Raw genomic sequence first — 12,571 nt, forward strand, 5'->3', positions numbered from 1 at the left:
CGCCCCTACAATTCATCCGATATCTTTGCCGACGGCAAAGGCCTGGCCCAGAAATTTCCCGATGCCGTGATAGGTACGAATCTCGGGACCGAAGATGATAGGCCGGACTTGCTCGATATCCGGAAAGCCCTTTGGCCCGATGACGCTCTCATCGGCCTTGACGTCCAAAATCTCCCCGATGAACAAGGTGTGCAGGCCGATTTCCAGAGTATGGATCAGCTTGCACTCCAGCACGAGGGGGAACTCGTCCACATAGGGGGCGTCCACCACGTTGCTGGCCACCGGGGTGAGGCGGGCGGTGGCGAACTTGTTCACGTCCCGGCCCGTGGCCATGCCCAGATAATCGGCTTCCCGGACGTGAGCTTCGGAGGGCACGCTGATAGTAAAGGCCTGGCGTTGGACCAGGTTTCCGTAAGTGTAAGTGGCTTTGCGCAAGGAGACGCCGATGGCCGGGGGTTTGGAGCAGCAAATGGAGGCCCAGGCCGCGGTCATGGCGTTGGGTTTGTCGTTGGCGTCGTAGGTCCCCACTACCCACACCGGGGTAGGTAAGGCCATAGTCCTGGGGCCGATGGATTTTTTCATGACAATATCCTTTCTTGGCAGATGGAGTATGACACATGGTTCAGGGTGCTTTGGTTGAGACCCTGATTAATAATTTAAGCAGCCGATAGCGCTCCGTCCACTTTCCGGGCAGAAATTACCACAAAACCACCTGCACCAAAGCCATTCCGCACCGGTTCCGGTTCGGTGATTTCGGACAAACCCTTGAAAATGGTCTGACAGAGTTTTTTATCCGTATATCCCAATCGTTTAAGCCAGGTCAAGATGTCCCTGACCCCGTAAAACCGGGCGTCACGGTAGAACTTACTCTGTAGGCGGTTGGCCTCGTATAAGCGACCGAGAGGACTGTCTTTATCGATCATGCCGATGAGAATCCGGCCTGAGGGGATGAGCACCCGGGTGGCCTCCATGAGAGCCTGGAAAGGGTCCCGGAAGAAACACAGCGCGGTGATGATGGCCACCAGGTCAAAGGATTCCTGAAGAAAGGGCAGGGCTTCGGCCACGGCCTGAACCACCTGAATGCCGCGCTCTTGGGCGATGGCGGCCATGGCCCGGGCCGGTTCGATCCCCACGGCGATTCCTAAGGGCGTGGCGAACCGACCGGTGCCCACCCCCAGTTCCAGGCCGCATTGGTGCGGGCCGGCCAAGGTTTTTAAGGCCCGGAGTTCGGACTCATAACAGAGACGGTGTTTTTCAAACCAGGCGTCATATTCCTGGGCTGAGGATTCAAAGACGTGCGTGCCGGGCTTATCCATATCGGGTTTCCTCCTGGGCGGAGGCCGATGTCGTGAACGAAAAATGGGGCAAGGCGCCGGGCGCCTTACCCCTCGGTTGGGCTGACGGGTCAGAGAAACCTTATTCGGCTTCGTCCAGGATCAGGGCGTCGGCGATGACTTCCCAGATATATTTTACCTCGATGTCCAGTTTGAATTTCGGCTTCAGGTTTTTCATGATCTGGTCCCGGCAATTGGAACAGGCGACCACTACCAAGTCGGCGCCTGTGGCCTTGATGTCATCGGCCTTGAATCTGCCGTGTTCCGTCTTTTCCTTCTCAAAAGGTCCGGGCCAGTTGCCGGCGCCGGCGCCGCAGCAGAAGGAGTCCATTTTGGTATGGGGCAGTTCGACGAAATCTTTCATGTCGAAGCAATACGAGAGGATCTCCCGCATCTTGTCGAAGTTGGAGTCGTCTCCGAAGGCGTAGTAGGCTGCGCGGCCATGTTTACAGGAGTCGTGCCAGGTGAAAATGCGGTCGGCGTGCACCGATTTATCCACCTTGATGCGGCCCTCTTTGAGCCACGAAAGGAGCACGTCGAAAAGGTATACGAAATTGTGGCCGGTTTCCGGGCCAAACTCGTTCATGAAATATTTTTCGAGATTCATGCGGGTGCCCCAGGAGGAGCCGCCGCAGTCCGGCAAGATCATGGTCTTGGCCTTGAGCCGTTTCATGTTGTCCATTTTGCGCCGGGCAAACTCCTTGCTGGCCTCCCAGTCGCAGGTAAAGATGCCCCAATCCACTGATTCCCAGTTGGTGGATGAGGTGGTCCAATCGACCTTGGCGGCATAAAAGACCTTCCACCACCACTTCATATCGTCGGGCTCGGCGTAGGCTTCCTTGGAGTTCTGGTAGTGGATGTAGTCCACCCCCACTTTATCCACCGGAGTGACGAAGCCGGGGCAATCTTCTTCGGCCAGTTCCTCGCCCAACTCCTGCAGAAGTTCCACATAATCATCGGTGGGGATGCCCATGTTGTTGCCGGTGTTGAGGCACATCTTGACGCCCTTGTCGAGCACGCCGGGGACCCGGTCCCGGGGACGGGCTGCTTTGGCGGTGTACCAGATATTGGTCAGATGGATGCCCATGGGACAGCCGTGCACACAGCGATAGCAGGCGGTGCAGGTCCACACGAACCGCGCATCGATAAGCTCCTGGTCCATGCCCAACAACGCCATGCGGATGCCTTTGCGGCAGTCTAGGTTTTCATCCCGGGTGCTCTCCATGCCGGTAAGGGGACAGCCGCCGGAGCAAGTGCCGCAGGTATAGCAATAATTTGCATGCGCCGCAGGGACAGCGTCGGCAAATATGCTTTTCTTTTTCCTTTCAGCCAGATTGCTCAGATCCAAAGCATCCATATAGGTTCTCCTTCACCCGGTTGGGCATTTTAACTATGGTACTTTACACGTTCACCATATAAAATTTTGATTGGAAAGAAAAGATTTTTTGACAAGAGTTCGTGAATTTTAGCACGAACGGTCTATTCAGCAAAAAAATAAGAAAAGGCCCGGTGAACCTTGGGTTCACCGGGCCTGAAAAATGCTTTTTCTGAAGCTTACCTGGACTCAGACCAGGGGCTTATTCCTCTTCATCCAACACGATGCCGTCCCGCTCAAACTGGGCATCGCGTTCAGCGTGGGCCTTGTCGATTTCTTCGGCACTCCAGGGCTCATAATCCAGGCACAAGGAAACCAGTTCCCAAAGGTAAAAGGTTTCTTTGTAGTTGCCCATGTCCATCGTGCCCTTCTTAACTTCGCCGGCCAGACCCTTCATGATCTGGTCCCGGCAGTTGTGGCAGGGGGCGATAACGATCTCGGCGCCAGTGGCCTTGATCTGATCGGCCTTCATCTTGCCGTAAGCCAGGCGCTCTGCGTCATATGGCATAGCCCAAGCCCCGCCTCCGGCCCCGCAACACAAGTTGTTCATCGGGTCGTCGCACATTTCCCGATAGAGGCTGGGGTCGATGCACTGCTGGGCGATCCAGCGGCTTTTTTCCGCGTTGTTGGGCGAATCATTATAAAGCAAAACGGACTTGCGGACGTAATTGCAAGGATCGTGGACGGTGTAGGTTTCGTGGTACTTATGCGTGTTGAGTTTGATCCTGCCGGACTTAATGTACTCCTCCAGCAGGTCCATTACGCTGACTACCTTGAATTCGTCGAAGACTTCGGGGAACCAATTTTTGAACCCGACCCGGGTTGCATAGTAGGCATGCCCTCATTCGGGGTACAAAATGGTTTTTGCCTTTAGTCGTCGGGCGTTTTCAATGACACGGCCCACCTGCTCCTTCCAGGCCGGGTCGTCGCCGGAGAACAGTCCCCAGTTGACCCCTTCCCAATTGGTGGATGAGACGGTCCAATCTTCCTTGGCGGCGTAAAAGATCTTCCACCAGAACTTCATATCGTCCGGCTCGCCGAAGGGTTCCTTGGAGTTGACGGTGATGATGACGTTAGCGCCTTCTTTGTCCACCGGCACATAGAAGCCGGGACAGGGCTGCTCTTCCTCGGTTTCCAGCTCCACGCCCAGTTCAGCCAGCAGGAACAGGAAATCGTCTTTAGGAATCCCGAGGTTGTTGCCCCTCTGGAGATTCATCATGGTGCCTTTGTGGATCGGTCCGGGCACCTTGTCCCGATCCCGCAGAGTGCGGCAGGTCCGGAAGGTCTTCATCAGTTGGATGCCCATGGGGCACTGGTATTGGCAGCGACCGCACAGGGTGCAGACCCAGGGCCATTTGGAATCAATGACCTCCTGCTCCAGGCCCAGGACGATGGCCCGGATAGCCTTCCGGGGGTCCCAGCCGGGAACCAGCCCGCTGGCGGGGCAGCCTCCTGCACAGGTGCCACAGGTATAGCAGCGGTCCGCCATATCGGGGGTAATCCCGATTCTGCGGTGCTTCCTGTCCACCTTGATTTCGTTAACGGCCTCTTCTGGCATTGGTCCTCCATTAAGTACGTGTTGGTGTGATACTTCCAGTCAGGCGCAGGCTGCGCAGCCGGCTTGCCTGACATTCTCTCAATCTATGGGGTTATTGAACATTATATCAATAATATACCCTCATATATTTATACAATATTTTTATCAGAAAAAAAAGCATTTTTGGGGGTGGTTACGGCAGTGTTTCCGCCCCTTGAGATGCGCCTGGTTTTGTTTCCGGCAAGCAAACCCGCTGAGAGGGCCGCAAAATTTTTTCGCAGCCAAGCCAATGTTTTGTGATATGAAAATTTTAGTGGGCTGGAAGACACTATTTAATCGCTTGAGGGACCTAGAGGATTTCGACGTTGTCTGGCTGCAGAAACATCGTTTGACACCGAAGAGGGCAGGAAATGCACCGTTGCCGGGGTATGATTGAATTATGACTAAGGAAATAGAGGCACGACTCAATCTCTTGCAGGAATTGGCCGATAGGCTGGAGAAACGCCGGGCGGAGTTTTTGGAGGCGGAAGCGGAAGATATCGGCACGCCCTGCGCGGCTGCGGGCATGGAAGTGGATATGGCGGTTTCGCATCTCCGCACCATGGCGACGGAGGTGCCCTTCGTCCAGGGCAAAGTATCTTATGGCACGGTAGCTGCCATCCTGCCTTATGACGCCCCGCCCATCATGGTGGCCCGGGTGGGCGGCGCCGCCATCCTGGGGGGCAATCAGTTTCGGTTCAGTTGCTCCTCGCAAACCCCCCGGACGGCGCAACTTCTTAAAGAAATCGTGGCAGGGTTGCCGCCCTTCACCGCGGTAACGGGTATGGACAACCGGGAGTTCGGCCAGTCTTGTGTCCACGACCCTTTGGTCCGGGTCCTGTTTATTTCGGGAGGCGGCGAGGTGGGGGCGTCTTACGCCCAAGAAGTGCGGCACTTCGACAAGCTCTTCTTTGCCGGGCCCAGCGGCCTGCCGCCCTCGATTTTATTTCGAGACGCGCCCTTGAAGCAGGCGGTGGAATTCGTGGTGCGGCGGGCCTTTATCAATGGGGGCCAGTACTGCACCACCTTGAAGCGGGCTTATATCAACCGGGAGATTTACGAGCAGGTAAAGGCCATGATCCTGGCAATGATGCCAGAGGTGAAAGTAGGGGACCCCCGGGACCCTGAAACCCGGATCGGCCCCATCAAGGTGGAACGGACCCGGAAGCTCCTGGAGCGGGCCGTGGCGTCACTGCACGAGCCGCACTTCCTGGTGCCGCCCCGCCGGGACGGCGAGTGGCAGGGGCCGTTTCTGCTGGAAACCCTGGAGCCGCCGGACCTGGAACTCTTCGGTCCCTTCCTGACTTTAACTCCGGTGGACAGTGATGAGGCTGCGGTAAAACAGGTGTTGCGCAGCCGCTACCCCTTCCTGGTGGCCTGGTTCGGTTCTCCGCCCCCAGGCGCTCGAGAGGCCCTGACAAAAAAATTCGGCATGACGTACGATAACCCGGATTTCATCTTCACGCCTCTGCGCCTGCCCTTCGGCGGCAAAGGCGAGAGCGGTTGGATCGTCGAGAACCGGGACGGAAAATTGATTAAGCGGGATGGGGCGTTTATTTATAGTGCGGAGTTGGTGCGGGGGTAGTGGGCAAGGGCCTCGCGTTAGGCTATAGGGCGGCCCGCGGCCACCACGAATCGGCGTGCACGGCACGCCCTATGATAACTTCAATAATCATGTCTGAGTTCATTATGGGCGAGGCAAAGCCTCCCACAGACTGGCCTAAGACTTACCAGGAGGCCGTGGTCCTGCAGGAAGAACTGTGCCAGCGGGTGCGGTTGGTGCCGCTCCCGCGGCAGCCGCGGCTGGTGGCCGGGGCTGATGCCATCTGCAACCGGGCCGATACGCGCATTTTCGGGGCCGTGGCGGTTTATCGTTATCCGGAGTTGGAACTGATCGAGGAGGCCGGGGTGGCAGGGGAGTGTCCCTTTCCCTACCGCACGGGACTGTTGAGTTTTCGGGAAGTGCCCATTCTGGCCGCGGCGCTGGCGCAACTCAAAGAGCGCCCGGACGTGGTCCTGGTGGACGGTCAGGGGATTGCCCATCCCCGGGGCCTGGGTCTGGCCACGCATTTGGGGCTGGTGGCGGATATACCAACGATTGGGGTGGCCAAAAGCCGTCTGGTGGGCATTGGGGAAGAACCGGCGCTGGCGGCTGGTTCATATAACCATTTGATTTTGAAGGGAAAAATAGTAGGTTTGATCCTGCGGACCCGAACAGGCATAAAACCGCTCTACGTCTCGCCCGGGCACCGCATCACCCTGCCGGAATGTCTCCACATCACCTTGGGTTGCGTCACTAAATACCGAATTCCCCTACCGGTGCGGCAGGCCGATCTCCTGAGCAGGCGCTTACGACGGTTAGACCCTGATGAAGCTCTGGCCTAACTTGGCGGAGGCAATCTTGTTGAAGAGCTGTTCGCGATACAACGGGCAGACATTATATTGAGAGTTACCGCACCGTTGCTGGCCGGGGTCCCATTCCCACCAGAGACAGCTCTTACAAACCCCCCGCATCTCCTGATTGAGACAAATTCGTCCCACATCCCCCAAATTAACCATCTCACCCTTCCCCCTCCAGTTTCCGCTCCTGGAAGTATCTTAGAGTTACTCCTATGATCGGAAACTCTTAGAAAATACATAAACCAAAATTAAACTAGAATCAAATAAAATATTTTGCTCGAGCGAAGGGAGCTACGGGTGGGCCATGAGGGGGATGGCAGGGGAGGGCGGCAGAGTTTGACGGGCAAGGGCGTCAGGCTATCCAAAAAAATCATTTTTATTAAAGACCAGGGGATAGCTCTGAGGGTGGAGAATTTTGGCTTCCATGACTTCGCCCACAAACAGGGTATGGTCGCCTGCGGCATAGGTGTGCACCAGCTTCAGGTCCAGATAGGCATAGGCCTGGGGCAGGATAGGTGCGCCGGTGGCGGCGGTGAGGTAATCCAGGCCGGCGAATTTATCGATCTTGCGTCCGCTTTTAAAGCCGAAGCGTTTCGCCAGTTCCGCCTGGTCTTTGGTCAGCACGTTGATGGCAAAGATGCCAGCCTCCTTGATCAGGGTGTGGGAATAACGGGCCGGAGCGATGGAGACCATGACCAGTAAGGGATTGATGGACACCTGGGAGACCCAGGCTGCGGTCATGCCGTTGACCTTTTCGCCCACGCGGGTGGTAACCACGTAAACCCCATGGACCAGGGCCGTAAAAGCTTCCGTCTGCATCACTATTCTCCCGTAGTTAAGGAGCTGTGGGGCCCGGTCCGGTGCGCCGGGCTTGGGGCATAGGACGGTCAGCCGCCGCCAGCCAGGCTTCGCAGGCCCAGAACTTTCCTACTCCCTGGTTCAGACGGGAACACAGCCCCTTATACTTGTAGGACCAGTGGCGGCAGGTGGAACAGACCTTCAGGGGCCGAGGTTTCAAATGGGGTGTCATGGAATTCTGTTTGCCTCTCTTCCAGTTTAGTTTTAATGGAAATGTGGCGCCGGCGCCTCGCCGGCGCATAAACCGCCGGGGGCGGCGGTTCCACAGTTTCTCCCCAATCATGTTAAAGATCTTCATCCTTAAGGTCAAGGGCGAAATGGTCGTAGCCTTTGCCCGAGATATCCACCTCGCCGCCTGAGGTTTCCAGGATGACCCGGTCTCCGGGGACAATGCGGCCCAACGGCAAAGGCGCTGGCAGCCCGGCTTGGGCGAAAGCCTGGGCCAGGCGCGCTACGGTCCCGGGCGGAGAGGTGAAGAGCAAGAGATAATCTTCCCCGCCGGTGAGGGCCAGGTGGAGGGGATCGCGGCCCAGATGAGGGGCCGCGGTCTGCACCCGGGGAGAAATGGGGACGGACGCGGCCGGGAGGAGGGCTCCCACCCCGCTGGCCTGGCAGACATGGTACAGATCGGTGGCGACGCCGTCTGAGGTATCGATCAAGGCCGTGGCCAAACCCTCTTGGGCCAGGAGGCGGCCGGCGGCCAGCTGCGGCCGGGGCAACAGATGCGCCTCAACAAGTGGAACTTTTAAGTCCGGGACCAGGGCAAGTCCTTGTTGCAGGATTTCCAGGCCGGTGGCGGCCTCCCCCAAGGGGCCGCTGACGAAAATTAAATCCCCTGCCTTAGCACCCGAGCGCCGGAGCATCTGGGTCGCAGGTACTGAGCCGGTCAAGGTCACGGTTATAACCAGGCCGCTGGGAGAGGCCACGGTGTCACCGCCGATAATGGCCACGCCGTATTCCCGGGCAGCCTGGGCCAGACCCGCAGCAAACTCCAGAGCCAGACGCCGGTCCCGATCCGGCGGCCAGCCCAGGGATAACAGGGCATGTCGCGGAACTCCCCCCATGGCGGCGATATCGCTCAAATTCACCGCCAGGGACTTCCAGCCCAACTGGGTAAGGCTCGTATAGGCCAGATCGAAGTGAACCCCTTCCACCAGGGTGTCCACGGTCCACAGGAGATAATCGGCGCCACTGAGCGCAATCGCGGCGCAATCATCCCCGATCCCCAGGATGACCTCAGAGGGAGCAGGGCCGAACTCCCGGGCTAAAGCCGTAATCAGGCCGGTTTCGCTTAAGGGGCCAATGGCTTGGGGCTTCATAGACGGTCCCGGATAACTGTCTTGGAAAAGTATTGCCATGCACAGGCTGGAAAGCCTGTGCCACCGATTCTTGGCGTCTTGGCAAGAGAAAAATTCTCACGCAAAGTCGCAAAGGCGCAAAGTGGCGGCTCGCTAATCCCGGCTCCTCAGTTTGGCCAGCAGCCGGAGCATCTCCAGGTAGAGCCAGATGAGGGTGACCATCAGTCCGAAGGCCCCATACCATTCCATGTATTTGGGGGCTCTCTGGGTTTCTCCCTGTTCGATGAAATCGAAATCCAACACCAGGTTTAAGGCCGCGATGATGACCACGACCACACTGAAGCCGATGCTGGCCAGACTATTGCCATACATGAGCGGCATCTGGATACCGAAAAATCCCAGGACCATGGTGAGGATATAGAAGAGGGCGATGCCGCCGGTAGCTGCGACCACTCCCATCTTGAAATTCTCGGTCGCCCGGATGAGCCTGGATTTAAACGCCAGCAACATGGCCAGGCAGGTGCCTAAGGTCAAGGCCGCGGCCTGGATGACAATGCCGGGGAATTGGGCTTCGAACATGGCGGAGACGCCGCCGATGACCAGCCCTTCCAAAAGGGCGTATAGGGGCGCAGTGATGGGGGCCCAGGTCTGTTTGAACACGGTAACCAGGGCCACGATAAACCCGGCGATGGCCCCCACCGCCACCCAGGGAGTTACCACCTGGGGATTCATGGCTTCGTAGTATTTGCTCCAAACCCAGGATGCGGTCAGCAGGACGCACAACAGGAGCAAGAGCGCCTTGTTGGCTGTTCCCTGGGCGGTCATGGCCTCTTCGGTCCGGGCGATGCGCCCCACCCCGGTGAAGGTATTGTCGCCAAGGGCTGGATTGCCGGTTCGCATAGTCAGTCCTCCCAATACTTTAGTAAGCCAAGTTTATCAGGATCTCAGGCCGGGTAAAATAAAGACGCGGCGGATGATGACGGCTCAAGCTTGGCAAGGCCGCTAGGCCCTTTGGTCCAGATGATACAAAACAATAATCATGATAACCGTCCCGATCAACATCCAGATGGGACCGAATAACCAAAGAAAGAGTAAAACTGCCACATAATAACCGCGCATCCCCATAGTATAATGCATCGTGCCGGTGTTGAGGATCTTGGTGATGTATTCGGGGGTGATTTTGTGGGCCAGGGTAGAGGGGACATTGATCATGAAATTGACGTGGTTGAAATAGCGGATGGCCAGACAAAAGCTGAAGAAGATAAAAAAGAAGTCGATAATCAGCACCATCAATTTGAATAACCAAAAAACCCGGTGTCCCCGCACCAGCTCACTGAGACTGGGGGTGATCTCGGCAATTTTTTGCGAGCTGGCGGCCACGCTGAGCAGCCCCAGACAGATCAGGATGCCAGTGGAAGCCAGGAAACTGGAGGCCATCACCCAGTTGCGCAAGGTTTGGACGGCTAAGATATCCAGCCTCTCCTCCCTGATGTGTTGGACCCAGTGGCCACGCAGGTGATTGGTGATGCCCGTAGAGGTCGTCAAAGGCTTGTTGCGGATCAGGTAAACCCAATAGAGATGGTAAACCGCCAGCAGGAGAAACGAAGCGCACGTAAAAAAAATATCCCAGTGGAGCGAACTGAACATGGGTTGGTCTCCCCTTAGGAGCCGGATCGAGGAAGTCTGGATGATTATAAGTTTAACTTAACTTGCGCTCTAGTGATATTTCAAAATGTTGGCGTAAAGGGAAAAATGCGGATTTTCCCAGACGGAGCCTGGGAATGCCCCCGGCGGGGATGATTGCAATATCCCGGATATCAAGTATATAATGATTTTTCTGTTGTTTACCGGACCGCGTTTCCGATAAGCAAAAATGGTACCCACGAACGCGATGTTAGAGATTGCCATGACGGAAACAGGTGAGGAACCCTCTCGATGACTACCAGCGATGTTGCGCCCGCAACTAACTTTATTCGCCATATTATTGTTGAAGATTTGAAAAATCATAAGAATGACGGCCGGGTGATCACCCGCTTTCCCCCGGAGCCCAACGGCTACCTCCACATCGGCCACGCCAAGTCCATCTGCCTCAACTTCGGACTGGCTGCGGATTATCAGGGCGTCTGCAACCTCCGGTTCGACGACACCAATCCCAGCAAAGAAGAACAGGAGTATGTGGAATCCATCATGGCCGATGTGCGCTGGGTTGGGTTCGACTGGGGGGACCGGCTCTTTTTCGCGTCCGACTACTTTGAGCAGTTGTATGATTATGGCCTGCACCTCATCAAGACGGGCAAAGCCTATGTCTGTGACTTGAGCGCCGACGAGGTTCGAGCCTACCGGGGCACTCTGACGGAGCCGGGCAAGAACAGCCCTTACCGCGACCGGCCGGTTTCGGAGAACCTGGACCTGTTTGACCGGATGCGGGGCGGAGAGTTTCCCGACGGCGCCCGGACCTTGCGGGCCAAGATCGATATGGGCTCCCCCAACCTGAATCTTCGGGACCCGGTCCTGTACCGCATCAAGCATGAAAGCCATCAACGCACCGGCGACGCCTGGTGCATCTATCCCATGTACGATTACGCCCATCCCCTGTCCGACGCCTTGGAGGGTATTACCCATTCCATCTGCACCATGGAGTACGAGGACCACCGCGTCCTGTACGATTGGGCTATCGACAACTGCCCGGTGCCGTTTAAGCCCCGTCAGTATGAGTTCGCCCGCCTCAACCTCACCTATACGGTCATGAGCAAGCGCAAGCTCCTGCAGCTGGTGAACGAACGGCACGTCGGCGGTTGGGATGACCCCCGCATGCCCACCCTGGCGGGGATGCGGCGCCGGGGCTATACCCCGGAAGCCATCCGCACTTTCTGTGAACGCATCGGGGTGGGGAAACGGGAAAACCTGGTGGACCTGGCTTTGCTGGAATTCTGTGTCCGGGAAGACTTGAACTACCGGGCCCCCCGGGTTATGGGGGTGCTCAAACCCCTGAAGGTGGTCCTGGTCAACTACCCCGAAGGCCAGGTGGAAGAACTGGAGGCCGTGAACAACCCCGAAGACCCCACTATGGGGAACCGGAAAGTGCCCTTTTCCCGGGAGTTCTACCTGGAACGGGAGGACTTCATGGAGGACCCGCCCAAAAAGTTCTTCCGTCTGGCTCCCGGCCGGGAAGTGCGGCTGCGCTACGCCTACTACATCAAGTGCGAAGAGGTGATCAAGGACCCGCAGACCGGAGAGGTGGTGGAGTTGCGGTGCACCTATGACCCCGCCACTCGGGGGGGCTACGCCCCGGACGGACGCCCGGTCAAAGCCACCCTGCATTGGGTTTCTGCGGCCCACGCCATCCCTGCGGAGGTGCGTCTCTATGACCGCCTCTTCACCAAGCCCGTGCCCGGCGAGGACCACGGCGGCGATTTTAAGGCGGATTTGAATCCCGCCTCGCTTCAGGTTCTGACCGACTGCCGCCTGGAGCCCAGCTTGAGCGTTGCTGCGCCCGGGAGTTTCTATCAGTTCGAACGCCAGGGCTACTTTTGCGTGGACAGCAAAGATAGCTCGACCGGCGCCCCGGTCTTCAATCGCACCGTCACCCTGAAGGACGCCTGGGCCAAGATCCAACAGGGACAAAAGAAGTAGGGTCTGGGCAGGAAGTTTGGGAGTCCGAGCCGGGCCGCGGGGTCCGGTTTTTTTGTCCTCAGAGCTCCCGGATGGCGCGCCCGGTTGCGCTCACAGG

Annotated in this window: 13 protein-coding genes; 3 read left to right on the top strand and 10 right to left on the bottom strand. The window is 57.4% G+C overall.

From position 1 onward, the window contains the following. Positions 1 to 12 precede the first annotated feature (12 nt). The 5 genes from WC600_03405 to WC600_03425 form a co-directional block, all read right to left on the bottom strand. Positions 13 to 582: a flavin reductase family protein gene (locus WC600_03405; protein ID MFA4901772.1), complete on the bottom strand. Its 570-nt coding sequence runs from the start codon at positions 580 to 582 to the stop codon at positions 13 to 15. Between the two features lie 74 nt (positions 583 to 656). Further along, positions 657 to 1,316 carry a methyltransferase domain-containing protein gene (locus WC600_03410; GenBank protein ID MFA4901773.1) on the bottom strand — a complete coding sequence of 220 codons (660 nt, stop codon included), beginning with the start codon at positions 1,314 to 1,316 and terminating at the stop codon, positions 657 to 659. A gap of 100 nt (positions 1,317 to 1,416) precedes the next feature. Further along, positions 1,417 to 2,691 (bottom strand): (Fe-S)-binding protein, encoded by a 1,275-nt coding sequence (locus tag WC600_03415; GenBank protein MFA4901774.1) that lies wholly within the window; start codon positions 2,689 to 2,691, stop codon positions 1,417 to 1,419. A 220-nt stretch (positions 2,692 to 2,911) separates the two neighbouring features. Next, the gene (locus tag WC600_03420) at positions 2,912 to 3,469 is read right to left on the bottom strand and encodes a (Fe-S)-binding protein (protein MFA4901775.1); all 558 of its coding nucleotides are present in this window, start codon (positions 3,467 to 3,469) and stop codon (positions 2,912 to 2,914) included. A gap of 81 nt (positions 3,470 to 3,550) precedes the next feature. Then, a complete protein-coding gene (locus WC600_03425; GenBank protein ID MFA4901776.1) occupies positions 3,551 to 4,267 on the bottom strand; it encodes a 4Fe-4S dicluster domain-containing protein in 717 nt (238 codons plus the stop codon). 418 nt (positions 4,268 to 4,685) lie between these two features. Here WC600_03425 and WC600_03430 point away from each other — a divergent pair, with 418 nt between their 5' ends. Both WC600_03430 and WC600_03435 read left to right on the top strand, forming a co-directional pair. Beyond that, a complete protein-coding gene (locus WC600_03430) occupies positions 4,686 to 5,870 on the top strand; it encodes an aldehyde dehydrogenase (GenBank protein MFA4901777.1) in 1,185 nt (394 codons plus the stop codon). An 89-nt stretch (positions 5,871 to 5,959) separates the two neighbouring features. Beyond that, complete coding sequence (locus tag WC600_03435) at positions 5,960 to 6,670, top strand: endonuclease V (GenBank protein ID MFA4901778.1); 711 nt, start codon at positions 5,960 to 5,962, stop codon at positions 6,668 to 6,670. Between the two features lie 372 nt (positions 6,671 to 7,042). Here the strand turns inward: WC600_03435 and WC600_03440 are convergent, their stop codons facing one another. The 5 genes from WC600_03440 to WC600_03460 form a co-directional block, all read right to left on the bottom strand. Further along, positions 7,043 to 7,504, bottom strand: a complete 462-nt coding sequence (locus WC600_03440; protein ID MFA4901779.1) for a flavin reductase family protein — start codon at positions 7,502 to 7,504, stop codon at positions 7,043 to 7,045. Between the two features lie 16 nt (positions 7,505 to 7,520). Next, a complete protein-coding gene (locus tag WC600_03445; GenBank protein ID MFA4901780.1) occupies positions 7,521 to 7,826 on the bottom strand; it encodes a hypothetical protein in 306 nt (101 codons plus the stop codon). 1 nt (position 7,827) lies between these two features. Then, entirely contained in the window at positions 7,828 to 8,862 is a 1,035-nt protein-coding gene (thiL, locus tag WC600_03450) for a thiamine-phosphate kinase (protein MFA4901781.1), read from the bottom strand. A 132-nt stretch (positions 8,863 to 8,994) separates the two neighbouring features. Continuing rightward, positions 8,995 to 9,741 (bottom strand): Bax inhibitor-1/YccA family protein, encoded by a 747-nt coding sequence (locus tag WC600_03455; GenBank protein MFA4901782.1) that lies wholly within the window; start codon positions 9,739 to 9,741, stop codon positions 8,995 to 8,997. Positions 9,742 to 9,843: 102 nt separating this feature from the next. Further along, positions 9,844 to 10,488, bottom strand: coding sequence for a DUF599 domain-containing protein (locus tag WC600_03460; GenBank protein ID MFA4901783.1), 645 nt, complete (start codon positions 10,486 to 10,488; stop codon positions 9,844 to 9,846). Positions 10,489 to 10,776: 288 nt separating this feature from the next. Between WC600_03460 and WC600_03465 the strand changes: the two genes are divergently transcribed. Then, the gene (locus tag WC600_03465; protein ID MFA4901784.1) at positions 10,777 to 12,474 is read left to right on the top strand and encodes a glutamine--tRNA ligase/YqeY domain fusion protein; all 1,698 of its coding nucleotides are present in this window, start codon (positions 10,777 to 10,779) and stop codon (positions 12,472 to 12,474) included. Positions 12,475 to 12,571: the final 97 nt, after the last annotated feature.

It is taken from the genome of Desulfobaccales bacterium (genome assembly GCA_041648175.1).
GTDB lineage: Bacteria > Desulfobacterota > Desulfobaccia > Desulfobaccales > 0-14-0-80-60-11 > 0-14-0-80-60-11.

What these genes read in the sequence shown, in the direction of transcription:
- WC600_03440 (MFA4901779.1), bottom strand. Translation starts at nt 7,504, where the DNA reads ATGCAGACGGAAGCTTTTACGGCCCTGGTCCATGGGGTTTACGTGGTT.
- thiL (MFA4901781.1), bottom strand. Translation starts at nt 8,862, where the DNA reads ATGAAGCCCCAAGCCATTGGCCCCTTAAGCGAAACCGGCCTGATTACG.
- WC600_03435 (MFA4901778.1), top strand. Translation starts at nt 5,960, where the DNA reads ATGTCTGAGTTCATTATGGGCGAGGCAAAGCCTCCCACAGACTGGCCT.
- WC600_03455 (MFA4901782.1), bottom strand. Translation starts at nt 9,741, where the DNA reads ATGCGAACCGGCAATCCAGCCCTTGGCGACAATACCTTCACCGGGGTG.
- WC600_03460 (MFA4901783.1), bottom strand. Translation starts at nt 10,488, where the DNA reads ATGTTCAGTTCGCTCCACTGGGATATTTTTTTTACGTGCGCTTCGTTT.
- WC600_03465 (MFA4901784.1), top strand. Translation starts at nt 10,777, where the DNA reads ATGACTACCAGCGATGTTGCGCCCGCAACTAACTTTATTCGCCATATT.
- WC600_03410 (MFA4901773.1), bottom strand. Translation starts at nt 1,316, where the DNA reads ATGGATAAGCCCGGCACGCACGTCTTTGAATCCTCAGCCCAGGAATAT.
- WC600_03405 (MFA4901772.1), bottom strand. Translation starts at nt 582, where the DNA reads ATGAAAAAATCCATCGGCCCCAGGACTATGGCCTTACCTACCCCGGTG.
- WC600_03415 (MFA4901774.1), bottom strand. Translation starts at nt 2,691, where the DNA reads ATGGATGCTTTGGATCTGAGCAATCTGGCTGAAAGGAAAAAGAAAAGC.
- WC600_03425 (MFA4901776.1), bottom strand. Translation starts at nt 4,267, where the DNA reads ATGCCAGAAGAGGCCGTTAACGAAATCAAGGTGGACAGGAAGCACCGC.
- WC600_03445 (MFA4901780.1), bottom strand. Translation starts at nt 7,826, where the DNA reads ATGATTGGGGAGAAACTGTGGAACCGCCGCCCCCGGCGGTTTATGCGC.
- WC600_03420 (MFA4901775.1), bottom strand. Translation starts at nt 3,469, where the DNA reads ATGGACCTGCTGGAGGAGTACATTAAGTCCGGCAGGATCAAACTCAAC.
- WC600_03430 (MFA4901777.1), top strand. Translation starts at nt 4,686, where the DNA reads ATGACTAAGGAAATAGAGGCACGACTCAATCTCTTGCAGGAATTGGCC.